The sequence below is a fragment of the Streptomyces rhizosphaerihabitans genome, from assembly GCF_025399795.1.
Lineage (GTDB): Bacteria > Actinomycetota > Actinomycetes > Streptomycetales > Streptomycetaceae > Streptomyces > Streptomyces rhizosphaerihabitans.
In genome coordinates, this window is record NZ_JAODTZ010000048.1 from 1 (window position 1) to 24,211 (window position 24,211).

Sequence of the window (24,211 nt, forward strand, 5' to 3'; positions counted from 1 at the left end):
ACGATCATGGTCAGGCCCGCCCCTCGACGGGCGCCCCGGCACCCCACCGCCCCGGATGACAGGCCCCGCCGCTCACCGGCGCGGCGGATATACGCGAAGCCCGCAGCCCTTGCCGCGTTAGCCTGGAGCGTCAGACTCCAGCCAGCTCAGTGAGGGGCGCAAGGATCCCGTGCGCATCGCCAGATTCTCCATCGACGGCAACGTCGCTTTCGGCGCGGTCGAGGGCGACAAGCCGGACGAGCTCGTCCTCGACATCATCAAGGGCATCCCGTTCGCGGACTTCGAGCTCTCCGGTACGAAGGTCCCGCTGAACAAGGTCCGGCTGCTGCCGCCGGTGCTCCCGAACAAGGTCGTGGCCTTCGGCCGCAACTACGCGGAGCACGCCAAGGAGCTCGGCAACGAGGTGCCCGACGCCCCGTTCGCCTTCTTCAAGCCGTCGACCTCGGTGACCGGTCCGGGCGACCCGATCCAGTACCCCTCCTTCTCCAGCGAGCTCCACCACGAGGCCGAGCTCGCGGTCGTCATCGGCCGGATGTGCCGTGAGGTCCCGCGCGAGCGGGTCAAGGACGTCATCCTCGGCTACACCTGCGCCAACGACGTCACCGCCCGCGACGTCCAGAAGCGCGAGAAGCAGTGGGCCCGGGCCAAGGGCTTCGACAGTTCCTGCCCGCTCGGCCCCTGGGTGGAGACGGACCTCGACCCCTCCGACCTGACCATCCAGTGCACGGTCAACGGGCAGCAGCGGCAGCTCGGCCGCACCAGCGAGATGATCCACTCCATCGAGGATCTGATCGTCAACATCACCGAGGCCATGACGCTGCTCCCCGGCGACGTGATCCTCACCGGCACCCCGGCTGGGGTCGGCCCCCTGAACGTCGGCGACGAGGTCGCCGTCACCATCGAAGGCATCGGCACTCTCACCAACAAGGTGATCAAGCGTGGCTAACGCGACCCCCCGCGTACGTTTCTGTCCGTCCCCGACCGGCAACCCCCACGTGGGCCTGGTCCGCACCGCCCTGTTCAACTGGGCGTTCGCCCGGCACAACGAAGGCACCCTGGTCTTCCGTATCGAGGACACCGACGCGGCCCGTGACTCCGAGGAGTCCTACGACCAGCTGCTCGACTCGATGCGCTGGCTCGGCTTCGACTGGGACGAGGGCCCCGAGATCGGCGGCCCGCACGCGCCGTACCGCCAGTCGCAGCGCATGGACATCTACCAGGATGTCGCCCGCAAGCTGCTGGACGCGGGCCACGCGTACCACTGCTACTGCTCGACCGAGGAGCTGGACACCCGCCGCGACGCCGCCCGCGCCGCCGGCAAGCCCTCCGGCTACGACGGCCACTGCCGCGACCTCTCCGCCGAGCGGAAGGCCGCCTACGAGGCCGAGGGCCGCGAGCCCATCGTCCGCTTCCGGATGCCCGACGAGGCGATCACCTTCGACGACCTGGTCCGCGGCGAGATCACGTACCTCCCGGAGAACGTCCCGGACTACGGCATCGTCCGGGCCAACGGCGCGCCGCTGTACACACTGGTCAACCCCGTCGACGACGCCCTGATGGAGATCACCCACGTCCTGCGCGGCGAGGACCTGCTCTCCTCCACCCCGCGGCAGATCGCCCTCTACAAGGCGCTGACCGAGCTGGGCATCGCCAAGGAGACCCCGGCCTTCGGCCACCTCCCGTACGTGATGGGCGAGGGCAACAAGAAGCTCTCCAAGCGTGACCCGGAGTCCTCGCTCAACCTCTACAGGGAGCGCGGTTTCCTCCCCGAGGGTCTGCTGAACTACCTCTCCCTGCTCGGCTGGTCGCTCGCGGCGGACCGCGACATCTTCTCCATCGACGAGATGGTCGCCGCGTTCGACGTCACGGACGTGAACCCGAACCCGGCCCGCTTCGACCTGAAGAAGTGCGAGGCGATCAACGCCGACCACATCCGCCTGCTCGATGTGAAGGACTTCACCGAGCGCTGCGCCCCGTGGCTGCGCGCCCCCTTCGCGCCCTGGGCGCCGGAGGACTTCGACGAGGCGAAGTGGCAGGCGATCGCCCCGCACGCCCAGTCGCGCATGAAGGTCCTCTCCGAGATCACGGACAACGTCGACTTCCTGTTCCTGCCGGAGCCGGCCGTCGACGAGGCGTCCTGGACCAAGGCCATGAAGGAGGGCAGCGACGCCCTGCTCCGCACGGCCCGCGAGAAGCTGGACGCGGCCGACTGGTCCTCCCCGGAGTCCCTCAAGGAGGCCGTCCTGGCCGCCGGTGAGGAGCACGGACTCAAGCTCGGCAAGGCGCAGGCCCCGGTCCGTGTGGCCGTCACCGGCCGCACGGTCGGCCTGCCGCTCTTCGAGTCCCTGGAGATCCTGGGCAAGGAGAGGACGCTGGCCCGCGTCGACGCCGCACTGGAGCGGCTCGCCGCGTAGGCGGAAGACGTAGGTGAGGGGGGTGGTGCCCGGTTCGGGCACCACCCCCCTTCGTGTAAGCCGACCCGTCACCCCGCACCCGTGGCGGCCGGCCGGCGGTCGATCGCGGACGAACACGACCGGCCGAGGGACAGCGGGCCGTGCCCGGGGATACGGTCGCTCCATGGGCATCGACGCCGTGGTCTGGGACATCGACGACACGCTCTTCGACTACACGGCCGCGGACCGGGCCGGCATGCGGGACCATCTCGCGGCCGAGGGCCTGCTCGACGGCCGCACGACCGTCGAACAGGCCCTCACGCGCTGGCGGGAGGTCACCGACGCGCAGTGGGCGCGGTTCTCGGCGGGCGAGACGGACTGGCCGGGCCAGCGACGGGAGCGCGTCAGGGTGTTCCTGGGGGAGCCGCTGAGCGACACCGAGGCCGACGCGTGGTTCGACCGGTACATCACGCACTACGAATGCGCCTGGAGCCTCTTCCCGGACGTCCTGCCCGCCCTGGACGCCCTCGGCGCCAGCCACCGGCACGCGGTCCTGTCCAACTCCAGCCTCCTCGTGCAGGACCGCAAGCTGCGCGTCCTCGGTGTGCACGACCGCTTCGAGGCGATCCTGTGCGCCGCCGAGCTCGGTGTGTCCAAACCCGCCGCGGCCGCCTTCCACGCGGCCTGCGACGCCCTGGGCCTGCCGCCGCACCGGGTCGCCTACGTCGGGGACCATCCGGAGATCGACGGACGGGGCGCGGCCGACGCGGGTCTGCTCTCGGTCTGGATCGACCGTGACGGCACCCACCCCGCCGGCGCCGTCGGGCGGACGGGTCCGCATCGCATCGGATCGCTGGCCGAGTTGCCCGCGGTCCTCGGCGCCGATACCCGTTTTGGAGCGTGGTCCACCTTCGGGTAATGTTCCTTCTGCGCCGCCGGGAGCGGGCCGAAAGGCCGGAGCTCGGAGGTGCTAGCTAAAACAAGATCCCCGTGTGGGGTTGCGTTTCAGTGGCCTATGGTGTAATTGGCAACACTACGGTTTCTGGTACCGTCATTCTAGGTTCGAGTCCTGGTAGGCCAGCTCGCAGAGCTCATCTGCACATGCGGAGATCCAGATCCGCAACGCCCCCGTTGTGTAGCGGCCTAGCACGCTGCCCTCTCACGGCAGTAGCGCCGGTTCGAATCCGGTCGGGGGTACAGATCCTTCCCAGGGAGGCAGTTCGGGTCGCACCCGCTGCCCCTCATGCAGGATCGCTAGGGCCCCCGTTGTGTAGCGGCCTAGCACGCTGCCCTCTCACGGCAGTAGCGCCGGTTCGAATCCGGTCGGGGGTACGGTTAAACCACCATGGGCTATGGTGTAATTGGCAACACTACGGTTTCTGGTACCGTCATTCTAGGTTCGAGTCCTGGTAGCCCAGCTTCTGATCTGCGGAAACGCAAGATTCAGGCCCCCGTTGTGTAGCGGCCTAGCACGCTGCCCTCTCACGGCAGTAGCGCCGGTTCGAATCCGGTCGGGGGTACACGGTTCGAAAGGGTCTTCACTTCGGTGGGGGCCCTTTCGGCGTCCCCGGACGCATTCTCGACCGCCGACCGCCGACCGGAGATCGACTTCTCGAGCCCGGGCCGGAGATCAACTCGGCGTACGCCGTCATGAGTTCGGTCACGCCGGAAAAGACAGCGCGGGGTGTACCGGCCTCGGGGGCCGGTACACCCCGCGTACGGGACGGTGCGCTTCGGGGAGGGCCTGCCGCGGCGTTGAGGCCGGCCCGTCCCGTCGCGCGCGGGAAGTTCGGAGCGACGGTCAGCCCGTGCGGCGCAGGGCCTCGGAGAGGCGGCCGGCCGCGTCGATGACCGCCTGGGCGTGCATACGGCCGGGGTGACGGGTCAGGCGCTCGATCGGTCCGGAGACCGAGACGGCGGCCACGACACGGTTCGAGGGGCCGCGGACCGGTGCGGAGACGGACGCCACGCCCGGCTCGCGCTCACCGATCGACTGGGCCCAGCCCCGGCGCCGTACCCCCGACAGGGCGGTGGCGGTGAAGCGGGCGCCCTGCAGGCCGCGGTGCAGCCGCTCGGGCTCTTCCCAGGCCATCAGGATCTGGGCGGAGGAGCCCGCCTTCATGGTGAGGGTGGAGCCGACCGGGACGGTGTCCCGCAGGCCGGACAGCCGCTCGGCCGCGGCGACGCAGATGCGCATGTCGCCCTGGCGGCGGTAGAGCTGCGCGCTCTCGCCCGTGAGGTCCCGCAGGTGTGTGAGCACCGGGCCCGCCGTCGCGAGGAGACGATCCTCACCCGCGGCCGCGGCCAGCTCGGCGAGCCGGGGTCCGAGAATGAAACGGCCCTGCATGTCGCGCGCCACCATGCGGTGGTGTTCAAGTGCCACGGCGAGGCGATGTGCCGTGGGTCGTGCCAGTCCGGTCGCCGCGACCAGGCCCGCGAGGGTGGCCGGACCGGACTCCAGAGCGCTCAGGACAAGGGCTGCCTTGTCCAGAACGCCGACGCCGCTACTGTTGTCCATGAAACGATACTCGCGTCTCACTCTGTGAAACGCAAGTTCAATTTTCGGTGGAACGCGCCACCCTTGTAGACACAGCGGCCCGCGGACCAACGGGTCCGGCGGACGACGTCCGGTACAAGGGGTACGGACGTTCACCGCCCCGGAAATCTCTAGTTGGGCCGGCGCCACACAAGCCGGCCGGAGGGAAAGCGATGGGTAGGACACTCGCGGAGAAGGTCTGGGACGACCATGTCGTCCGGCGCGCCGATGGCGAACCCGACCTCCTCTTCATCGATCTGCACCTGCTGCACGAGGTGACCAGCCCGCAGGCCTTCGACGGCCTGCGTCAGGCGGGGCGCCCGGTGCGCCGCCTCGACCTCACCATCGCCACCGAGGACCACAACACCCCGACCCTCGACATCGACAAGCCCATCGCCGACCCGGTCTCCCGGGTCCAGCTGGAGACGCTGCGCAAGAACGCCGCCGAGTTCGGCGTGCGGCTGCACTCGCTGGGCGACGTCGAGCAGGGCGTCGTGCACGTGGTGGGACCCCAGCTGGGTCTGACCCAGCCGGGCACCACGGTGGTCTGCGGTGACTCCCACACCTCCACGCACGGTGCCTTCGGCGCCCTGGCGTTCGGCATCGGCACCTCGCAGGTCGAGCATGTGCTGGCCACCCAGACGCTGCCGCTGGCCCGCCCGAAGACCATGGCCATCACGGTCGACGGCGAGTTGCCCGACGGCGTCAGCGCCAAGGACCTGATCCTGGCGATCATCGCCAAGATCGGTACCGGCGGCGGCCAGGGCTACATCCTGGAATACCGCGGCCCCGCCATCGAGAAGCTCTCGATGGAGGCCCGGATGACCATCTGCAACATGTCGATCGAGGCCGGCGCCCGTGCGGGCATGATCGCCCCCGACGAGACCGCCTTCGCGTACCTCAAGGGCCGTGCGCACGCCCCCGAGGGCGAGGACTGGGACGCCGCGGTCGAATACTGGAAGACCCTGAAGTCCGACGACGACGCCGAATTCGACGCGGAGGTCGTCATCGACGCCGCCTCCCTGTCGCCGTTCGTCACCTGGGGCACCAACCCCGGCCAGGGAGCGCCGCTTTCGGCGAACGTCCCCGACCCGGCTTCGTACGAAGACGCTTCGGAGCGCCACGCCGCCGAAAAGGCCCTGGAATACATGGGGTTGACCGCCGGACAGCCGCTGCGCGACATCAAGGTCGACACCGTCTTCGTAGGTTCGTGCACCAACGGCCGTATCGAGGACCTGCGTGCGGCCGCCGAGATCGTCGAGGGCCGCAAAGTCGCCGACGGCGTACGGATGCTGGTCGTCCCCGGCTCCGCGCGGGTCGGTCTGCAGGCCGTCTCCGAGGGCCTGGACGTGGTCTTCAAGGAGGCCGGCGCCGAATGGCGGCACGCGGGCTGCTCGATGTGTCTGGGCATGAACCCCGACCAGCTGGCACCCGGTGAGCGCTCCGCGTCCACCTCCAACCGCAACTTCGAGGGCAGGCAGGGCAAGGGCGGCCGTACACATCTGGTCTCGCCGCAGGTTGCCGCCGCGTCGGCGGTCCTCGGCCACCTGGCCTCCCCGGCCGATCTGTCCGACGCCCCTGTGCCCGCTGGAGTCTGAGAGCCATGGAAGCATTCACCACGCACACCGGCCGGGCCGTCCCGCTGCGCCGCAGCAACGTCGACACCGACCAGATCATCCCCGCCCACTGGCTCAAGAAGGTGACCAGGGACGGCTTCGAGGACGGTCTCTTCGAGGCCTGGCGCAAGGACGCGTCCTTCATCCTCAACCAGCCCGAGCGCAAGGGCGCCACGGTTCTGGTGGCGGGTCCCGACTTCGGTACGGGCTCCTCCCGCGAGCACGCGGTCTGGGCGCTCCAGAACTACGGCTTCAAGGCCGTCGTCTCGTCCCGGTTCGCCGACATCTTCCGCGGCAACTCGCTCAAGAACGGCCTGCTCACGGTGGTTCTGGAGCAGAAGATCGTGGACGCGCTCCAGGAGCTGACGGAGAACGACCCCGAGGCCGAGATCACCGTCGACCTCCAGGCCCGTGAGGTGCGCGCCGAGGGCATCACCGCCGCCTTCGAGCTCGACGAGAACGCCCGCTGGCGGCTGCTGAACGGGCTGGACGACATCTCCATCACCCTCCAGAACGAGGGCGACATCGCGGCGTACGAGGCCAAGCGGCCGTCGCACAAGCCGAAGACGCTGCAGGTCTGACGCTCAGGGCCGGATCGCGGCCGGGTCAAGACTGATTTCAGCCACCGCAACACCCCTCTGTACCCCCAATCGTGGACGGTTGGGGGTACAGCTGTTTCTGCTCCCGCACGGCTCCCGCGTGCCCTCGAGAAGCATGCCAACTCCCTTAGTTACAAGGGAGGTTGCCTGGGTAGGCGGATGCTGGGGCGACTTCTGGCCAGGGTGGTCAGGAGGCCTCCGGGGGGCGGCAGTTACCCCCTGCGCAGGCGACAACTCGCCCCAGATGGCACAATCTGTGCATGGAACGTGACGGCCAACTCGAGCTCTACGCGGCGGTCGCGGTCCAACTCAAGGAAGCGCACACAAGAGTGCGCGCACTGCAAGTCCCGGAGGGCGTACGGATGGCGCTGACCCGGAAGCTGCTGGTCATTACGGCCGCGGCCAAGCACGATCTCGCCGATGCGGCAAGGCGTCTGGAGCGGTTCACCACCGACCTCGACGAGGGTCGATTCCTCGAAGGGGAACGCTGAGGACTTCCGCTGCGGCCCGAGTTCGTTGCGGCACAAGGGTGATTAGCCCGTTTCGTGTTTGATTTGCGGTATATATCTGCCTAACGTGCGAAAAAGCTTGAACGCATTCGTTCGGGCAATGTCTCCGAAGGGGAAGACGTGAACAAGGCGCAGCTCGTAGAAGCGATTGCCGACAAGGTCGGCGGGCGTCAGCAGGCCGCCGACGCGGTCGACGCGGTACTGGACGCCATCGTCCGTGCGGTTGTCAGCGGAGACCGGGTCTCGGTCACCGGCTTCGGTTCCTTCGAGAAGGTTGACCGTCCGGCTCGTTACGCCCGCAACCCGCAGACGGGTGAGCGTGTCCGGGTCAAGAAGACCTCTGTGCCGCGCTTCCGTGCCGGCCAGGGCTTCAAGGACCTGGTGAGCGGCTCGAAGAAGCTCCCGAAGAACGACGTCGCGGTCAAGAAGGCCCCGAAGGGCAGCCTCTCCGGCGGAGCTTCGGCGACGGTGAAGAAGGCCGCGGCCAAGAAGGCCACCACCGCCAGGAAGGCGGCGGTCGGGAGGGCCGCGGTCGCGAAGAAGGCGGTCGCGAAGAAGACCACGGCCACCGCGAAGAAGACCGCGGCGAAGAAGACGACGGCGAAGACGACGACGGCGAAGACGGCCGCGGCCAAGAAGACCGCGGCGAAGACGACCACCGCCAAGAAGGCCGCCGCCAAGAAGGCTCCGGCGAAGAAGGCCACGGCCAAGAAGGCCCCCGCCAAGAAGTCGACGGCTCGCAAGACCACCGCCAAGAAGGCCACCGCCCGCTAGAAGCCGGGCGCAGGGGTACCTCACGCGCCGGGCCGGGCTCCCACCGGGAGCCCGGCCCGCGGCATGTTCAGAACGTCTGCGGCATGTTCAGAACGTCTGCAGCGTGATCAGGGTGATCCGGCGCTCCGCGCCCTCGCCCTCGGTCTCGATCCGCACGCGCTGGCCCGGCCGCAGCAGCCGCAGCCCGCCGGCGTCGAACGCCGGCCCGTCGAAGGGCACCGGAGTGCCGTCGTCGAGCAGCACCTGTCCGCTGCGGGTCTCGGGGTCGTACGTGTACGAGGTCGCCTGCATGGGGGCAGCCTACTGACAGCGCCGCGCGGAGCGCCGCGCGAGGGACGCCCGCCTCGCCCGGCCGCCCGCCTCGCCCGGCCGCGCGGACCCCGGCTCGGGCCGTAGGGGCTCCGGCTCGGCCCCGTACCGGACTCTCCAGTGGGGCGACGGAACGGGCGGCCGGCGAACCGGTGGGGGAGCGGCCCGCCGTGGACGAACCGGCCTGCCGCCGCCTACTGCCCGGGAATCAGCAACCCCGCCGCCGCGGCGGCCGTGCGGGGCCCCACGCCGAGCGTCAGCGCCGCCCGCAGGTCGTCCCGGGTGTCCACGTCCTGTCGTACGGAATGCACCGCGTCGAGACGGAGTTCCGCGGCTCCCGAGGCGCGATGGCGGGCCCGGGAATCGCCGCCGAAAGCGGGGAGCAATTCCCGGCCCGGAGAAGCGGCCAGGAGGGTGGTGCCGATTGCGGCGGCATCGGCCAGAAAAGCGCGGGGGAATTCACCGGCGGCGGCCAGCACCCGGGCCAATTCCAGGGGACGCAGAGCGGGCAGATCGGCGTTCAGGGCCGCAACGGCACTTTCGGGATCCCGGGACCGTACGGCCCTCGCTCCGTGTGTGAGTGCCGCGTTGAGACCCCCTCCCGGCTCGTCCGCGACGATGCGCGCGCCCAGCGCGGACAGTTCCCGCCCGGCCAGCGCGTCCCCCGTGACGACCGCCACATCCCGGACCGCGGCGCAGGCCAGCGCCGCCGCCACGGTGTCCTGCGCGAACGCGAGCGCGAGGCCGGGGCGCACTACGTCGGAGGCGGTGTCCGCCAGCCTGCTCTTGGCCCGCGCCAAAGGTTTGAGGGGTACGACCAAGGTCCACCGCACGAGCGCTCCACCCTCTCCAGTCACGCCCTATTGTGACCCGGTCACACTGGCGGTCCGGGCGCCGGGGCGTACGGTGTTCTCGACAGACAGGCGGCCTGGAGCGACACTTGTGCGGCCCCCCAGGCTCTAGAGGAAGGTGTCCGCGTGCCCCGCCGCAGAATCGGCTTCTGGTACCGCTTCGCAGCGGTTCTCTGCAAACCGCCGCTGGTGGTTCTGATCAAGCGGGACTGGCGAGGAATGGAGAACATTCCGGCCGAGGGCGGATTTATCACCGCGGTGAACCACAATTCCCACGTGGACCCGTTCGCGTATGCGCACTACCAGTACAACACCGGGCGTGTTCCGCGCTTCCTGGCGAAGGCCGGGCTTTTCAAGAACGGATTCGTCGGTGCCGCGATGCGCGGCACCGGACAGATTCCCGTCTACCGCGAGAGCACCGACGCGCTGAGTGCCTTCCGGGCCGCGATCGACGCCGTGGAACGCGGTGAGTGCGTGGCGTTCTACCCCGAGGGCACGCTCACCCGTGACCCCGACGGCTGGCCGATGACCGGCAAGACCGGTGCGGCCAGAGTCGCCCTGCAGACCAAGTGCCCGGTGATTCCGGTCGCCCAGTGGGGCGCCAACGAACTGCTGCCTCCGTATGCCAAGAAGCCCAACGTCCTTCCGCGCAAGACCCACCACGTGCTCGCGGGCCCGCCGGTGGACCTGTCGCACTTCTACGACAGGGAGATGAACCCGGACCTCCTGAAGGAGGTCACGGAGGTCATCATGGCCGCCGTCACCGCGCAGCTGGAGCTGATCCGCGGCGAGAAGGCGCCCGAGAACGTGTACGACCCGCGCGAGGTGCGTATCGCGCAGCGCCGCAAGGCCGTGACCAAGGGAAAAGCACAGCAGGAAGAAGGGCAGGGCACGTGAGCAAGCCGGTCAGGGCGGCCGTCTTCGGGACCGGATCGTGGGGTACGGCCTTCGGCATGGTGCTCGCCGACGCGGGGTGCGACGTCACCCTGTGGGCGCGCCGTCCCGAACTCGCCGACGCGGTCAACTCCACGCGGATGAACCCGGACTACCTCCCGGGGATCGAACTCCCCGAGAACCTGCGGGCCACCTCCGACCCGGCCGAGGCCGCGCGCGACGCCGACTTCACCGTGCTCGCCGTGCCCTCCCAGACGCTGCGCGGGAACCTCGCGGAATGGGTGCCGCTGCTCGCCCCGGACACCGTGCTCGTCTCGCTGATGAAGGGCGTCGAACTCGGCACCGTGAAGCGGATGAGCGAGGTCATCGAGGAGGTCGCCAAGGTCTCCGCGGACCGCGTCGCCGTGGTCACCGGCCCCAACCTCGCCAAGGAGATCGCCCAGCGGATGCCCGCGGCCGCGGTCGTCGCCTGCCGGGACGAGGCCGTGGGCCGGCGCATCCAGGCCGCCTGCCACACGCCGTACTTCCGTCCGTACACGAACACCGACGTGGTGGGCTGCGAACTCGGCGGTGCCGTCAAGAATGTGATCGGTCTCGCCGTGGGCATCGCCGACGGCATGGGCCTGGGCGACAACGCCAAGGGCTCGCTGATCACCCGCGGCCTGGCCGAGACCACCCGGCTCGGACTCGTCATGGGCGCGGACCCGATGACGTTCTCGGGCCTCGCGGGCCTCGGCGACCTCGCCGCGACCTGCTCCTCGCCGCTCTCCCGCAACCACACCTTCGGCATCAACCTCGGCAGGGGCATGACCCTCCAGGAGACCATCGCGGTCACCCGGCAGACCGCCGAGGGCGTCAAGTCCTGTGAGTCCGTGCTGGATCTGGCCCGCAGGCACGGCGTCGACATGCCGATCACGGAGACCGTCGTCAGCATCGTCCACGAGGGCAAGCCCCCGGTGGTCGCCCTCAAGGAGCTGATGTCGCGCAGCGCGAAGCCCGAGCGCCGCTGAACCGGCTCCGCCGAACGGCCAGGTGGGCGACGCTCCGCAACGGTGGGAACGACGCTGAGCAACGGCCGCCGTGGGGCGCTGACTCGCCGCCGTACCACCGGGTACTCTCAACCCGATATGAGCACCGAGAACCTCTCCCAGAACCCTGAGCAGCCGCCTCGCAAGCCGCGCGTGGCCGTCGTCTTCGGCGGCCGCAGCTCCGAACACGGGATCTCCGTGGTCACGGCCGGCGCCGTCCTCAGCGCCATCGACCGTACGAAGTACGACGTACTGCCGATCGGCATCACCCAGGACGGCCGTTGGGCGCTCACCGCGGACGAGCCGGAACGCATGGCGATCATCGACCGCAAGCAGCCCAGCGTCGAGCAGCTCGCCGAGTCCAGCGAGGGCGGCGTGGTGCTCCCCGTCGACCCGGCCAACCGCGAGGTCGTCTACAGCGAACCCGGTTCGGTCCCCAAGGCGCTCGGCGAGGTCGACGTCGTCTTCCCGATGCTGCACGGCCCGTACGGCGAGGACGGCACCCTCCAGGGCCTCCTGGAACTGTCCGGCGTCCCCTACGTCGGCTCGGGCGTGCTCGCCTCGGCCGTCGGCCAGGACAAGGACTACATGAAGCGGGTGTTCACCTCGTTCGGCCTGAAGGTGGGCCCGTACGTCGTGATCCGGCCGCGTGAGTGGCAGCAGGACGAGTCCGCCGCCCGCAAGAAGATCGTCGACTTCGCAGGTGAGCACGGCTGGCCGCTCTTCGTGAAGCCCGCGCGCGCGGGTTCCTCGTTCGGCATCACCAAGGTCGACGACCTCTCGGGCCTCGACGAGGCCATCGAGGAGGCCCAGCGCCACGACCCGAAGATCATCGTGGAGGCGCTGCTGCGCGGCCGCGAGATCGAGTGCGGGGTGCTGGAGTTCGAGGACGGGCCGCGCGCCTCGGTCCCCGCGGAGATCCCGCCCGTGCAGTCGCACGCCTTCTACGACTTCGAGGCCAAGTACATCGACGCGGCCGACGGGATCGTGCCCGCGCCGCTCACCGGGGAGCAGACCGCCGAGGTCCGCCGCCTGGCCGTCGAGGCCTTCGAAGCGGCCTCCTGCGAGGGCCTGGTCCGCGCGGACTTCTTCCTCACCGAGGACGGCGAGTTCGTGATCAACGAGATCAACACGATGCCGGGCTTCACGCCGATCTCCATGTACCCGCGGATGTGGCGGGAGACGGGCATCGGCTACCCGGAGCTCGTCGACCGCCTGATCCAGGCGGCACTGCGGCGGTCCACCGGGCTGCGCTGAGCATCCCCGGGACCACGGTGTCAGTCGGCGATCCCCTTGGGGATCGCCTTCTTGACGGAGGCGGCCAGGTCGACGAGCACACCGGAGACATCGACGCTCCCGTCCACCGTGACCTGGACGTACGCCAGACGCGAAGCGGTGGTGAGGCGGGTCGTCCCGTCGTCCTGCTTCTCCATCAGCCAGTCGACGCCGTCCACGCCGCCGCCGACCGCCTTCGGGTCGTCGCCCGTCGCCACCTTCGGGTCGACCATCTTCGGAGGCCGTTCGACACCGCAGCGCAGTATGATCGCCGGGCTTCCCCAGCCCGCGGTCAGCGCGGACCGGGGCTCCGGGTCCTCACGGCCCCGGCCGTCCACTGTCCGCGGCAGCACCTTGTCCAGGTTCTGGCACAGCTCGGTGACCTTCGTGTCCGGGCTCGGAACCGCGACGGACGTGCTGTCGTCTGCTGAGGAGCAGCCCGCGATCGCGATCAGCGTTGCGAGAGCGGGCAGCCCGAGCAGAGCGGTGTGCCGGTGACGGAAGAAGTTCACCGGCCAAGGGTAGACGGGGGCTACAGGTGCACGACCGGGCAGGTCAGGGTGCGGGTGATGCCGTCCACTTGCTGGACCTTGGCGACCACCATGCGACCGAGGTCGTCGACGGTGTCCGCCTGGGCGCGCACGATCACGTCGTACGGTCCTGTCACGTCCTCGGCCTGGATCACCCCCGGGATCTTGCTGATCGTCTCGGCGACGGTCGACGCTTTGCCGACCTCCGTCTGGATCAGGATGTACGCCTGTACCACGGAACCTCCAGGGCGGCCACGAGGATCATGTGGGGAAAAGGAACGCCACGGTATCGCGTTGCCGCGCGCCACGGGGAGACCCGCGGTGACTGGGGCTCGCGCGCCGGGGTGGAGGGACTGCGCAAGTTGACGGTCAACTCGACCGTACCGAGTACTCAGACGGCTCGCGACCGGGCACGAGCAGCGACAGAGGGAGCACGACGATCATGAAGGGCACCGTGGGCGAGTTGGGGGAGTTCGGGCTCATCCGAGAGCTCACCTCGCGTCTCACCACCACCCCGGCGGTCCGGGTCGGCCCCGGCGACGACGCCGCGGTGGTGGCAGCGCCGGACCGCAGGGTCGTGGCGAGCACCGACATCCTCCTCGAAGGACGGCACTTCCGCCGCGACTGGTCCACCGCGTACGACGTCGGCCGCAAGGCGGCCGCGCAGAACCTCGCGGACATCGCCGCGATGGGCGCCGTACCGACCGCGCTGCTGCTCGGCCTGGTCGTGCCCGCCGAGCTTCCGGCCACCTGGCCCTCGGAGCTGATGGACGGGCTGCGCGACGAGTGCCAGGTCGCGGGCGCGGCCGTGGTCGGCGGGGATGTCGTACGGGGCGAGACCATCACCATCGCGATCACTGCGCTCGGCGATCTGCGCAACCACGAGCCGGTCACCCGGGCCGGCGCGCAGCCCGGTGACGTCGTCGCAGTGACCGGCTGGCTGGGCTGGTCCGCGGCGGGGTTCGCGGTGCTCTCGCGGGGATTCCGCTCGCCGCGTGCCTTCGTCGAGGCCCACCGCCGGCCCGAGCCGCCGTACCACGCGGGTCCGGCCGCCGCAGGGCTCGGCGCGACCTCGATGACGGACGTCAGCGACGGCCTGATCGCCGACCTCGGGCACATCGCCGAGGCGAGCAAGGTGCGCATCGACGTGCGCTCCGGGGACATCGACATCCCCTCCCAGATGAACGACATCGGTCAGGCCGTCGGCGTCGACCCCATCCAGTGGGTGCTCACCGGGGGCGAGGACCACGCGATCGTCGCGACGTTCCCGCCGGACGTGAAACTGCCCGCACGCTGGAAGGTGATCGGCGAGGTCCTCAACCCGTCGGCCCTGCCGCAGGTGACCGTGGACGGCGCCCCCTGGACGAAGAAGGGCGGCTGGGACCACTTCGGGGACATCGAGTCCTGAGGCCACGGCGCAGGGGCGCGCCTCCGGCGTCCGACACGCCGTCCGGGGAATGGACTTCGGGGTCCGGGGAGTGAAATGACGCCGTCCGTCGGCACGGTGGACCGGGCATGGTGGAACTGTCCCGGGCCGTGGCCGAGTTGTCCGTGTCCCGGTGCCCGCGCGCGGGGGACCGGCGTGCACAGGGACAGGCCCGCGGTTCACGGGCGCGGAAGGTCCCGCGGTTCACGGGCGCGGATGGCTCCGTGGCTTACGGACGCGGATGATCCCTCGGCTCACGGCCGCGGATGCCCCTGTGACTCACGGCCGCGGATAGTCCCGCAGCTCGATGCCGGTCGCGGCCTTCTCGGTGAGTCTTCTGAAGAAGCCCGCGAGCGGCCGTGAGCTCAGGAGCCGGTACATGAGGTCACGGCCGCGGATCCTGCGCTCGGTGGCCGGCGCGAAGAACGGGCCCGCGTTCCCGGAGATCTTCTGGCAGCCCTTGGCGAAGTCCCGGATCCGGTTCTCGTACTCGGCGAACGCGGTGCGGTGGTCGCCGCCCGCCAGAGCCAGTTCACCGGCCAGGACGTACGCCGCCACGATCGCGACGCCGGTTCCCATGCCTCCCATGGTGGCGCCGTACCCGGCGTCCCCGAGGAGCGCCACCCGCCCCTGGGTGAGCCGGTCGACATGGATCTGGGCGATGGCGTCGAAGTACAGGTCGTCGGCCCCCTCCAGGGCCTTCAGGACACGCGGGGCCTCCCAGCTCATCCCGGCGAACCGCTCGGCCAGGATCCGCTTCTGCGCGGCCATGTCACGCCGGTCGAACTCCAGCCTCTTCGACCGGAAGACGAGCAGCGCGCCCGAACGGTCCGGTTCGCCGTCGTAGTTGCCGATGGCGACCGCCCGGCCCGGCTCGCTGTAGAGCCGGCCGACGCGGTCCAGGCCCAGGTGGTTCGGGATGCTGAAGGCCGCCACGTAGTGGTCCAGGAAGCGCAGGTGGCGGGATTCGTCGCCGAACACCAGACGGCGGGTGAGGGAGTGCAGTCCGTCGGCGCCCACGACGAGGTCGAAACGGCGGGGCGCGCCGCGTTCGAAGGTCACGTCGACGCCGTCGGGGGACTCGCCGAGCGTGGCGATCGAGTCGCCGAAGACGTACTCGACCCGGTCCGAGGTGCGTTCGTACATGATCCGGGCCAGGTCGCCGCGGAGGATCTCCACGTCGCCGCTCATCATCTCGGCCGGCAGCTCGACCCGCGGGGTGCCGTCGGCGTCGACGACGGTCTGCGGGCCCATGTGGGTCTGCCGGGCGTGGATCTCGTCCCAGATGCCCATCGAGGTCAGCACGGTCCGGTGCACCTGGCCCCGGAAGTCGACCGGGAACCCGCCCTCACGCAGATCGGGCGCCTTCTCGACGACGGTGACACGGGCGCCGTACCGCGCCAGGCCGAGGGCGAGTGTGGGCCCGGCGACGCCGGCGCCCGAGATGAGGACGTCGAGGTGGGCGAGCCTGCCGGTGCGGTTCTCTGTCGGGTTCTTCGTCATGGCCGGAACCTTCGCCGCCGTCGCTGACCGTGCTCCTACCGTTCGCTGACCGCCGCCGCCCCGAGGCTTCGTCCCTTCCGGAAGGCCTTGTCGTACGCCTCCGCGGAGAGCCGACTTCTTACGCGGTCTCTGGTACGGACGATCTCGGGGTCGCCGTCGGCCGCGAAGCCCCGCAGGACGACGGCCGCGCCGAGCAGGACGGCGGCCTGTTCGGGAGCCCTGGCGACGGCGGCCGACGCCTCGGCGACGTCCGCGAGTTCGAGTCCGCCGTGCACCTCGCGGGCGAGGGCACCGGCCTGGGCGAACCAGTCACGGGCCTCGTCGGGGCGCCCCTCGGCGAGGGCGGTGCGGCCCAGCCCGATCAGGATCCGCACGGACTCGCCGATGCTGAACCAGTTCCGCGCGCACGCCTCCAGGGCGCTTTCGTAGTGCACGCGCGCGCGTGCCGTGTCCCCGTGCTGCCGGGCCGTGTCGCCGAGACCCCGGTGCGCGGCCGCGACCTTGTCCGGGGCGCCGGCCGTACGGGCCAGGGAGGCGGCGCGCGTGTAGTGCGCGGCCGCTCCTTCGAGGTCCCCGAGATGCAGGAGGACGGTGGCCCGGCGCTGCAACAGGTCACCGGTCTCCTCCGACGCCGCGAGCTCCCGTACGTACGTCAGGGCCTCGTCGATGAAGGCCAGGGCCCGCAGGTGCTCGCCGCGCACGTCGGCCAGCAGCGCCAGCCAGTCGAGGCAGTTGGCCAGGCCCCAGCGGCACCCGGTGGCCCGGAACCCGGTCAGTCCCCGGGTGAAAGCCGCCTCGGCGGCCTCGGGCCGCCCGGCGAACATCTGCTGGAGGCCGTCACCGAGCTCCAGCAGGGCCAGTGCCCAGGGGGCGTCGCCGGCCTGGCGGCGCACCTGGTCGTCGGTGACGCGCCGCGGCCCGTCCGCGACCGACCACATCACGAGGGCGAAGGGCAGTCGCAGGGGTTCGGTCAGCGTGGCGAACAGGGCGGCGGCCCGGTCCAGGCGTTCCTGCGCACAGGGATCGTCGCCGTCGCCGGAGACCGTGTTGATCAGGCACAGGACGTACTCCTCCGTCAGCCCCGGCGGAGGGCCGTCGCCGAGGGCCGTCAGCAGTTCCCGGGCGAGCGGCACCTGCTCGCCGTGCAGCCCGCGCAGACGCCAGAACCACGACAGGACGGCCATGAGGAGCAGGGCCCGTCGCGGGTCGGCGCGGACGAGGCGGTGCAGGGCCGCGTCCAGGTTTCCGCGCTCCGCGCTCAGCCGGGCCAGCCAGGGGAGTTGTCCGCCGCTCCGCAGATGCGGTTCCGCCTCCTCGGCCAGGCCGAGGAAATACCGGGCGTGCGCGTCCCGCAGCCGGTCCTCCTCACCGGCCGACGCCAGGTGCTCGGCGGCGAACGCGCGGATGGTCTCCAGCATCCGGTAGCGCCCGTCGACGGCCTCCAGCAGCGACTTCTCCACCAGGGAGGCCAGCAGGTCCTCGGGATACGGCACGGCGCACACGGCCTCGATCGCGGCGAGGGTCGCGCCCCCGGAGAACACCGTCAGCCGCCGCGCCAGCCCGCGTTCCTCCTCGTCCAGCAGGTCCCAGCTCCACTCCACGACCGCCCGCAGTGTGCGATGGCGGGGCGCCTTGGTGCGATCACCCCGGGACAGTAGGCGGAAGCGGTCGCCGAGGCGGTCGGCGAGGCGGTCGGCGAGTTCGTCGGGGGTGAGGGTGCGCAGCCGGGCGGCGGCCAGTTCGATGGCCAGCGGGAGCCCGTCGAGCGCGGCACAGATGCGGGCCACGCGCGGGTGCCCCGTGAAACCCGGCCGCACGGCCGCCGCCCGGTCGAGGAAGAGCCGCACCGCGGCCTCCGGCGGCAGCGGCGGCACCGGGCAGAGCACCTCACCCGTGATGCCCAGCGATTCCCGGCTGGTCGCGAGGATCCGCACGCCGGGACAGGCGCCGAGCAGCAGCGCGGCCACCTGGGCCGCCTCCTCGACCAGGTGCTCGCAGTTGTCCAGTACCAGCAGCAGCTCACGGTCCTCCAGCGCGGCGAGGAGGCGTCGCGTGGTGTCGCTCGCCGGCGTACGGAATCCCTCGTGGACACCGAGTGCGGTGAGGATGGCGTACGGGATCCGGGAGCCGTCGGTGAGGTCGGTCAGCTCGACGACGCAAACGTCCGCGTAAGCGCTTGCGCAAGCGTTTACGTGGCTGTGGCTGTGGCTGTGGCTGTGGCTGTGGCTGTGAGTGCCGGTGCCGGTGCCGGTGCGTGCGGGGGCGGGGTCGCCGGTACTCGTTGCCCCTGCGCAGATGCGCGCCGCCTCGATCGCGAGGCGGGTCTTTCCGGCTCCCCCCGGTCCGGTGAGCGTCACCAGACGGGCCTCGGCGAGGAGATCCCCGACCCGCCGCAGTTCGGCGTCGCGGCCGATGAAGCGGGTCAGCTGGGCCGGAAGGCGCCGCCGGGCCGGCTTCGCGCCCTGGAGCAGTTCAAGGTGGAGCGCGGACAGTTCGGGCGACGGATCGGCGCCGAGTTCGGCGGCGAGCGTACGGCGGGCCTCCTCGTACACCGCGAGTGCCTCGGCGGGCCGCCCGTCGGCGTGCAGGGCCCGCATCAGCTGTCCGTACAGCCGCTCGCCCAGTGGATGCGAGCGGATCAGCTCGCGCAGCTCCGGTACGAGTTCCGGGCCACCGCCGACCGCGAGGTCGGCGTCGACGCGGTCCTGGAAGGCGGCGAGCCGCAGCTGGTCGAGGCGGGCGACCTGGGCGTGCGCGTCCGGGAGGTCGGCGAGAGCGGGGCCCCGCCACAGGGCGAGCGCTTCCCGGAGTAGGCCGGCCGCAGCCATGTGATCGCCGCCCGTGAGGGCGATGCGCCCCTCGCGGGCCAGGCGCTCGAAACGGTGGGCGTCCACGGAGTCGGGGGAGACGAGGATGCGGTAGCCGGCCGGGGTGGCCTCGATCTCCGGAGGGGTGCCGAGCCGTTTGCGCAGCCGGGAGATCTGGGACTGGAGGGCGTTGGCCGCCCCGGCCGGCGGTTCGGCGCCGTACAGGCCGTCGGTGAGCCGCCGCGTGGACACCGTCCGCCCCGCGTGGAGGAGGAGCAGGGTGAGCAGGGCGCGGGGCCGGGGTCCGCCGGGATCCAGCGGACCGCCGTCCTCGGTGCGGATGTCGAGGGGGCCCAGGATGCCGAAGCGCATTGGACAGATTCTGGCAGCGGGCGGAGCGCCGCTGCCAGAGGGAAGGGCGCCGCGTGAAACCGCATGACGTCACACGAGGCCCCGTGAGCGGGAGGCGGCGTATGCGAGGGAACGAACGAGGGCAGCAAAAAACCCGCCCACCGTGAGGTGGACGGGCTCAGTGCAGACGTACCAGCAGTGGCCGCGCGCTAGCGGTTGTCAGCGCGTGACCTTGCCGGCCTTGATGCACGAGGTGCAAGCGTTCACGCGCTTCGGCGTCCCGCCGACCACGGTACGAACGCGCTGGATGTTGGGATTCCAGCGACGCGGCGTACGACGGTGCGAAAACGAGATGCTATTGCCGAAGCCCGGCCCCTTGCCGCAGACATCGCAGTTGGCAGCCACGGGTCACTCCAAAAACTTCAGATGCACTTACGGTTGATCCCGGCATGCCGAGAATCAAGATCTAGGATCTGAGTGGCGGTGCCAGGGGGATGGCCCGATCGGATCGGGCAACTGGAGCAGCATACAACGACTGCGTCCGGAGAACGAAACTACCATGACCGGCCGGTTGCCACCCCGCCCTCCTCAGGGCCCTCTACCGGCAGTAACCCTTTCTGGGTCTACGCTGCGTCCCACGTCCAGCAGCTCAAGGAGGCGCAGGTGCCGCAGGTGCCGCAGACATTCGATGCTCTCGCGGTGCGCACCTGGTGCGGGCTCGCGCTGGAGGCCCTCGGCCGCGCGCGCGAGGAGATCGACGCGATCAATGTCTACCCGGTTGCGGACGGCGACACCGGGACGAACCTGTATCTGACGGTGGAGTCGGCGGCGGCCGCGGTCGAGGCGGTGTTCGCGGGGTACGAGGCGGTGGCCCCTTCGGCGCCCGGCGCCGCCGAGGGGAACGGGGCGGCCGAAGGAGCCGGGACCGCCCAAGGACCGGGGGCTGCCGGAGGGGGTGGTGTCTCCCTCGCCGATGCCGTGCGGGCCATGGCGCACGGAGCCCTGATCGGGGCCCGGGGCAACTCCGGAACCATCCTCGCGCAGCTGCTGCGGGGCATGGCCCAGGTGCTCGCCGCCGACGGTGAGAGCAACTGCACCGATGGCCGGGGCATGCGCCTCGCCCTGCGCAACGCCGCCGATTCCGCACGCAAGGCCGTCGCGCACCCCGTCGAGGGCACGGTCCTCACCGTCGCCTCGGCCGCCGCCGACGCGGCTTCCGGCACCGAGGGGGACTGCGGCACGGTCGCGCTCGCGGCCTACGAGGGAGCGAGCGCCGCGCTCACCGCGACCACCGGGCAGCTCGCCGTCCTGGAACACGCCGGTGTGGTCGACGCGGGCGGGCGGGGACTGGTGGCGGTGCTCTCGGCCCTGGTGGAGACGTTCACGGGGGAGGCACCGAGGACGCCCGCGGGGTCCGCCTGCCGCCACGAGCCGGAGGCGGAGACTGCTTTCGACGCCACCGGCGGCGCCACTGCGGCCGGCATCCCGGCGCCCGGAACCGTCCTCCACACCCCGGACGCTTGTCCCGAGGCCACCGGAGCCACCCGAGCCGGCGCGGGCCGGCGTCCCGGTCATCGCGTGTACGGGGCCGACGGGACGGACGCGCTGGGGGCGGACAGGACGGACAGGGCCGACGCGGCCGACGCCTGTGTGGACGGGGCGGCGCAGAACGGTCACCCCGCCTTCGAGGTGATCTACCTCCTGGAAGCGGAGGACGCCGCCGTGGACCGTCTGCGGGACCGGCTCGACGGCCTCGGCGACTCCCTCGTCGTGGTCGGCGGCGACGGCCTGTGGAACGTCCATGTGCACGTGGACGACGCGGGCGCGGCCGTCGAGGCGGGCGTCGAGGCGGGGCGGCCGTACCGCATCCGGATCACCCACTTCGGGCTCGGAGACGTGCACACCGGAGCCGGGGCCGGGCGTCCGCCCCGGGAGCGGGCGCAGCGAGCCGTCGTGGCCGTCGTGCCCGGCGAGGGCCTGGCCGGGCTCTACACGGAGGCCGGGGCGACCACCGTGCTGGCGAGGCCGGGGGAGCCGCCCGCCAGCGGGGAGCTCGTGGAGGCCGTACGACGGGCCCACGCGCGCGAGGTGGTGCTGCTGCCCAACGACGCCGACCTGCGGCACACCGCGGCGGCGGCCGCCGAACAGGCCCGCACCGAGGGCGTGCGGGTCGCGCTGATCCCGACCCGTTCCGCAGTGCAGGGCATCGCCGCGCTGGCCGTGCACGAACCGGAGCGCCGCTTCGACGAGGACGTCGTCGCGATGACCTCGGCGGCCGGCGCCACCCGCTACGCCGAGGTCGCCGTCGCCGAGCGGCAGTCCTGGACCATGGCCGGCATCTGCCAGGCCGGGGACGTCCTCGGCCTCATCGACGGCGACGTCGCCGTCATCGGCGCCGACCTCACCACCACGGCGGAGACCGTCCTCGACCGGATGCTCTCGGCGGGCGGCGAGATGGTCACCCTCGTCCTGGGCGACGAGGCCCCCGAGACCATCGCCGCGCACCTGGAGTCCCGGGTGCGGGAGTCGTACCTCGCGGTGGACACCGTGGTGTACCGGGGCGGGCGCCAGGGCGCGCTGCTGCTGATCGGGGTCGAGTAGCGGCAGCGGGACGCCGCCTGCGCAGGCGCTCGGACGCCCGCCTGCGCAAGGCGCTCAGACGCCCGCGGGAACCGTGTCCCGTCGAGGGTGCTCCCTGGGTACGACCGCCCGGTGGGCGCGTTCGACGGCCTGCCCCCAGTAGGTTCCGGCGACCATGAGCACGGCACCGAGGGCGGTGAGGGCCGTGAGGTGTTCGCCGCCCAGGCCGATGCCGATGGCGACGGCCCAGACCGGTTCGGTGCCCAGCAGCAGACTGGCCCGGCTGGCGGAGCTGCGCTGCACCGCCCAGGTCTGGGCGAGGAAGGCGAACACGCTGCAGAACAGGGCGAGATGGAGAAGCTGCGCCCAGCCGGCGGCATCGACTCTGCCCAGCGTCGGCAGGGTGCCGGCGACGGGCACCACGAACAGGGCGGAGCCGAGAACCGTCTGGACGGCCGTGACGTGCAACGGCCGAACCGTGTGACGGGCCGTGAGCCGCCCCACGAGCGCCACATGGGCCGCGCGGACCAGCGCGGCGGCGAGGATCAGCAGGTCACCGCTCCGGGGTGAACGGAAACCGCTGCCGGACACCAGGAGCCCGACGGCCAGCAGGCACAGGCCGGTGGCGGCGAAGTAGCGGAGCGGCAGCCCCGCCGCGCCGGACGTGCGGTCCAGCAGCGGGGTGAGGACGACGGTGAGGCTGATGATCAGACCCGCGTTGGCCGCGCTGGTGTGCGCGACCCCGTACGTCTCCAGGACCAGGACCGCCGCCTGAGTGACCCCCAGCGCCGCCCCGACGCGAAGCTCGTCGCGCGTGCAGCGCCTCGTCCGGCGCCGGGCGGCGACGAGTGCGACGCAGGCGACGGCCGAGATGCCGTACCGGGCGAACAGGACGAGCAGGACGGGGAGCGCCGAAGTGGCTGTCTTGGCGGCCAGATAACTGGAACCCCAGACAGCGGCGACAAGAAGGAGCACCGCGTCGGTGCTGCGGACTCTGGACACGCCCCACACGCTCCCCCACACCGACTCTGAAGCCCAGAGCGAAGTTCTTCAGTGTCTTTTAAGCATCACTACAATGAGCGGATGAACGAGCGGCAGCTGCGGATCTTGCGCGAACTCGGTGAGCTGGGAAGTGTCACCGCCGTTGCGGAGGCGCTGCTGATGACCCCCTCGGCGATCTCCCAGCAGCTGCGCCTGCTGCAACGCTCGATCCCCGTTCCGCTCACCGAACGCGACGGACGACGGCTGGTGCTGACGGACGCCGGGCGGGCGCTGGCCGGCGCGGCGATCGAGGTGGAGAGCGCCCTCGCCCGAGCACGGCACTGTGTGGACGAGTTCGTCGACGAGCCGGCCGGAGACGTGTCGGTGGCCGCCTTCCACAGCGCGGGCGCCACTTTCTTCCCGATCCTGCTGCGCGGCCGGGACCCGCAGGCTCCGCGGCTCTCGCTCGCCGACGAGGACGTGGCGCAGGACCACTTTCCCCGGCTGACGCGGGACTACGACCTCGTACTCGCTCATCACCTCGCGCACGCGCAGCCCTGGCCACGCACCGTCACCGCCACCACGCTGCTGCGTGAACCGCTCGACGTCGCCATGCCGGCCGACCACCCGCTGGCCCGCGAAGAGCGCCTGACCCCGCGTGATGTCGCGGACCGGCCGTGGATCACCGTGCACGACGGATTCCCGCTGATGGCCACCATCGACGCCATCGCGGCGGCCGCGAACCGGCGGCTCGACATCGTCCACCGCATCAACGAATTCGCGGTCGTCGCGGAGACGGTCGCCGCGGGAGGCGGGCTCGCCCTGATGCCCCGCTGGACCACACGCCGGCATCCCGCCCTGGTCCTCAGACCACTCAGCGGGGTCCACGCCATACGGCACATCGACGTGCTCCACCGTCCCGAACGCGTGGCACGGAAGGCCGTCCGGACGGTGCTCGGCGAACTGCGCCGTGCGGCCGAGGCGATCCGGGGCGCCGACGACGCCGATTTCGAGGCCTCCGGGATCCCCGCCGTCGGCCCACCGTGAGACCCGGCAGGGAGGTTCCCGGCCCCTGGGCGGCGCGGACGCGGTTCGTTCACCGCGAACGAACCGCCGTGCAGTACCCCATGCCTCATGTCTCGCGCGGACGCGGCTGTCACGGGCGCGGACACGGCGGTCAGGAGCGACGGCATGGCTGCCAGGGCGGCTGCGCGGATCCCAAGGACGACGACACGGCTCTCGACGGCAG

General features: G+C 71.1%; 22 protein-coding genes and 5 tRNA genes. 18 read left to right on the plus strand and 9 right to left on the minus strand.

The features are described from left to right. Positions 1-169 precede the first annotated feature (169 nt). The 8 genes from N4G66_RS34525 (at position 170) to N4G66_RS34560 (ending at position 3,913) form a co-directional block, all read left to right on the plus strand. The gene (locus tag N4G66_RS34525) at positions 170-946 is read left to right on the plus strand and encodes a fumarylacetoacetate hydrolase family protein (protein ID WP_261708236.1); all 777 of its coding nucleotides are present in this window, start codon (positions 170-172) and stop codon (positions 944-946) included. Further along, entirely contained in the window at positions 939-2,414 is a 1,476-nt protein-coding gene (gene gltX, locus N4G66_RS34530) for a glutamate--tRNA ligase (protein ID WP_261708237.1), read from the plus strand. Before N4G66_RS34525 ends, gltX begins: the two co-directional genes overlap by 8 nt. Before the next feature lie 163 nt (positions 2,415-2,577). After that, on the plus strand, positions 2,578-3,312 hold the full coding sequence (locus tag N4G66_RS34535) for an HAD family hydrolase (protein WP_261708238.1): 735 nt from the start codon (positions 2,578-2,580) through the stop codon (positions 3,310-3,312). Positions 3,313-3,402: 90 nt separating this feature from the next. Beyond that, positions 3,403-3,474, plus strand: a tRNA-Gln gene (locus N4G66_RS34540). Between the two features lie 43 nt (positions 3,475-3,517). Further along, a tRNA-Glu gene (locus tag N4G66_RS34545) sits at positions 3,518-3,590 on the plus strand. A 62-nt stretch (positions 3,591-3,652) separates the two neighbouring features. Further along, positions 3,653-3,725, plus strand: a tRNA-Glu gene (locus tag N4G66_RS34550). Positions 3,726-3,739: 14 nt separating this feature from the next. Further along, positions 3,740-3,811, plus strand: a tRNA-Gln gene (locus N4G66_RS34555). 29 nt (positions 3,812-3,840) lie between these two features. Further along, positions 3,841-3,913, plus strand: a tRNA-Glu gene (locus N4G66_RS34560). 281 nt (positions 3,914-4,194) lie between these two features. On the opposite strand, the gene ndgR is transcribed toward N4G66_RS34560, so the two are convergent. After that, entirely contained in the window at positions 4,195-4,911 is a 717-nt protein-coding gene (gene ndgR / locus N4G66_RS34565; protein WP_006383662.1) for an IclR family transcriptional regulator NdgR, read from the minus strand. 191 nt (positions 4,912-5,102) lie between these two features. Between ndgR and leuC the strand changes: the two genes are divergently transcribed. The 4 genes from leuC to N4G66_RS34585 all read left to right on the plus strand — a co-directional run bounded on the left by leuC (position 5,103) and on the right by N4G66_RS34585 (position 8,427). Next, on the plus strand, positions 5,103-6,527 hold the full coding sequence (gene leuC, locus N4G66_RS34570; protein ID WP_261708239.1) for a 3-isopropylmalate dehydratase large subunit: 1,425 nt from the start codon (positions 5,103-5,105) through the stop codon (positions 6,525-6,527). Between the two features lie 5 nt (positions 6,528-6,532). After that, positions 6,533-7,126 (plus strand): 3-isopropylmalate dehydratase small subunit, encoded by a 594-nt coding sequence (gene leuD, locus N4G66_RS34575; protein ID WP_261708240.1) that lies wholly within the window; start codon positions 6,533-6,535, stop codon positions 7,124-7,126. Positions 7,127-7,404: 278 nt separating this feature from the next. Next, complete coding sequence (locus N4G66_RS34580; protein WP_261708241.1) at positions 7,405-7,635, plus strand: SCO5555 family protein; 231 nt, start codon at positions 7,405-7,407, stop codon at positions 7,633-7,635. A gap of 138 nt (positions 7,636-7,773) precedes the next feature. Further along, positions 7,774-8,427: an HU family DNA-binding protein gene (locus tag N4G66_RS34585; protein WP_261708242.1), complete on the plus strand. Its 654-nt coding sequence runs from the start codon at positions 7,774-7,776 to the stop codon at positions 8,425-8,427. An 87-nt stretch (positions 8,428-8,514) separates the two neighbouring features. On the opposite strand, the gene N4G66_RS34590 is transcribed toward N4G66_RS34585, so the two are convergent. Then, positions 8,515-8,718: a hypothetical protein gene (locus N4G66_RS34590; protein ID WP_261708243.1), complete on the minus strand. Its 204-nt coding sequence runs from the start codon at positions 8,716-8,718 to the stop codon at positions 8,515-8,517. A gap of 212 nt (positions 8,719-8,930) precedes the next feature. Continuing rightward, positions 8,931-9,569, minus strand: coding sequence for a 2-phospho-L-lactate guanylyltransferase (cofC, locus tag N4G66_RS34595; RefSeq protein WP_261708244.1), 639 nt, complete (start codon positions 9,567-9,569; stop codon positions 8,931-8,933). A gap of 144 nt (positions 9,570-9,713) precedes the next feature. Between cofC and N4G66_RS34600 the strand changes: the two genes are divergently transcribed. From N4G66_RS34600 to N4G66_RS34610, 3 genes are all read left to right on the plus strand, one after another. Further along, positions 9,714-10,484 (plus strand): lysophospholipid acyltransferase family protein, encoded by a 771-nt coding sequence (locus tag N4G66_RS34600; RefSeq protein WP_261708245.1) that lies wholly within the window; start codon positions 9,714-9,716, stop codon positions 10,482-10,484. After that, a complete protein-coding gene (locus tag N4G66_RS34605) occupies positions 10,481-11,491 on the plus strand; it encodes an NAD(P)H-dependent glycerol-3-phosphate dehydrogenase (RefSeq protein ID WP_261708246.1) in 1,011 nt (336 codons plus the stop codon). The genes N4G66_RS34600 and N4G66_RS34605 overlap by 4 nt, the downstream gene beginning before the upstream one ends. 117 nt (positions 11,492-11,608) lie before the next feature. After that, positions 11,609-12,766 carry a D-alanine--D-alanine ligase family protein gene (locus tag N4G66_RS34610; protein WP_261708247.1) on the plus strand — a complete coding sequence of 386 codons (1,158 nt, stop codon included), beginning with the start codon at positions 11,609-11,611 and terminating at the stop codon, positions 12,764-12,766. Between the two features lie 20 nt (positions 12,767-12,786). Here the strand turns inward: N4G66_RS34610 and N4G66_RS34615 are convergent, their stop codons facing one another. Continuing rightward, positions 12,787-13,296 (minus strand): DUF3515 domain-containing protein, encoded by a 510-nt coding sequence (locus tag N4G66_RS34615; RefSeq protein ID WP_261708248.1) that lies wholly within the window; start codon positions 13,294-13,296, stop codon positions 12,787-12,789. 20 nt (positions 13,297-13,316) lie between these two features. Continuing rightward, positions 13,317-13,550, minus strand: coding sequence for an Lrp/AsnC family transcriptional regulator (locus tag N4G66_RS34620; RefSeq protein WP_003997603.1), 234 nt, complete (start codon positions 13,548-13,550; stop codon positions 13,317-13,319). A 206-nt stretch (positions 13,551-13,756) separates the two neighbouring features. On the opposite strand from N4G66_RS34620, the gene N4G66_RS34625 reads away from it, so the two are divergent. Beyond that, complete coding sequence (locus tag N4G66_RS34625; protein WP_261708249.1) at positions 13,757-14,722, plus strand: thiamine-phosphate kinase; 966 nt, start codon at positions 13,757-13,759, stop codon at positions 14,720-14,722. A gap of 297 nt (positions 14,723-15,019) precedes the next feature. On the opposite strand, the gene N4G66_RS34630 is transcribed toward N4G66_RS34625, so the two are convergent. The 3 genes from N4G66_RS34630 to rpmB all read right to left on the minus strand — a co-directional run bounded on the left by N4G66_RS34630 (position 15,020) and on the right by rpmB (position 19,806). Continuing rightward, on the minus strand, positions 15,020-16,243 hold the full coding sequence (locus N4G66_RS34630) for an FAD-dependent monooxygenase (protein WP_261708250.1): 1,224 nt from the start codon (positions 16,241-16,243) through the stop codon (positions 15,020-15,022). A 35-nt stretch (positions 16,244-16,278) separates the two neighbouring features. Continuing rightward, positions 16,279-19,422, minus strand: coding sequence for a BTAD domain-containing putative transcriptional regulator (locus N4G66_RS34635; RefSeq protein ID WP_261708251.1), 3,144 nt, complete (start codon positions 19,420-19,422; stop codon positions 16,279-16,281). A 198-nt stretch (positions 19,423-19,620) separates the two neighbouring features. Beyond that, complete coding sequence (gene rpmB / locus N4G66_RS34640) at positions 19,621-19,806, minus strand: 50S ribosomal protein L28 (protein ID WP_261708252.1); 186 nt, start codon at positions 19,804-19,806, stop codon at positions 19,621-19,623. A gap of 258 nt (positions 19,807-20,064) precedes the next feature. On the opposite strand from rpmB, the gene N4G66_RS34645 reads away from it, so the two are divergent. Further along, entirely contained in the window at positions 20,065-22,002 is a 1,938-nt protein-coding gene (locus N4G66_RS34645) for a DAK2 domain-containing protein (protein ID WP_261708253.1), read from the plus strand. A gap of 54 nt (positions 22,003-22,056) precedes the next feature. On the opposite strand, the gene N4G66_RS34650 is transcribed toward N4G66_RS34645, so the two are convergent. Further along, positions 22,057-22,983: a DMT family transporter gene (locus tag N4G66_RS34650; RefSeq protein WP_261708254.1), complete on the minus strand. Its 927-nt coding sequence runs from the start codon at positions 22,981-22,983 to the stop codon at positions 22,057-22,059. 81 nt (positions 22,984-23,064) lie between these two features. Between N4G66_RS34650 and N4G66_RS34655 the strand changes: the two genes are divergently transcribed. Next, positions 23,065-24,009 carry a LysR family transcriptional regulator gene (locus N4G66_RS34655; protein WP_261708255.1) on the plus strand — a complete coding sequence of 315 codons (945 nt, stop codon included), beginning with the start codon at positions 23,065-23,067 and terminating at the stop codon, positions 24,007-24,009. Positions 24,010-24,211 lie beyond the last annotated feature (202 nt).

Excerpts from the sequence above, each read along its gene's own strand:
- N4G66_RS34610 (WP_261708247.1), top strand. The coding sequence starts at position 11,609 with ATGAGCACCGAGAACCTCTCCCAGAACCCTGAGCAGCCGCCTCGCAAG.
- N4G66_RS34635 (WP_261708251.1), bottom strand. The coding sequence starts at position 19,422 with ATGCGCTTCGGCATCCTGGGCCCCCTCGACATCCGCACCGAGGACGGC.
- leuD (WP_261708240.1), top strand. The coding sequence starts at position 6,533 with ATGGAAGCATTCACCACGCACACCGGCCGGGCCGTCCCGCTGCGCCGC.
- N4G66_RS34590 (WP_261708243.1), bottom strand. The coding sequence starts at position 8,718 with ATGCAGGCGACCTCGTACACGTACGACCCCGAGACCCGCAGCGGACAG.
- ndgR (WP_006383662.1), bottom strand. The coding sequence starts at position 4,911 with ATGGACAACAGTAGCGGCGTCGGCGTTCTGGACAAGGCAGCCCTTGTC.
- N4G66_RS34580 (WP_261708241.1), top strand. The coding sequence starts at position 7,405 with ATGGAACGTGACGGCCAACTCGAGCTCTACGCGGCGGTCGCGGTCCAA.
- N4G66_RS34535 (WP_261708238.1), top strand. The coding sequence starts at position 2,578 with ATGGGCATCGACGCCGTGGTCTGGGACATCGACGACACGCTCTTCGAC.
- N4G66_RS34655 (WP_261708255.1), top strand. The coding sequence starts at position 23,065 with ATGAACGAGCGGCAGCTGCGGATCTTGCGCGAACTCGGTGAGCTGGGA.
- N4G66_RS34625 (WP_261708249.1), top strand. The coding sequence starts at position 13,757 with ATGAAGGGCACCGTGGGCGAGTTGGGGGAGTTCGGGCTCATCCGAGAG.
- leuC (WP_261708239.1), top strand. The coding sequence starts at position 5,103 with ATGGGTAGGACACTCGCGGAGAAGGTCTGGGACGACCATGTCGTCCGG.
- N4G66_RS34630 (WP_261708250.1), bottom strand. The coding sequence starts at position 16,243 with ATGACGAAGAACCCGACAGAGAACCGCACCGGCAGGCTCGCCCACCTC.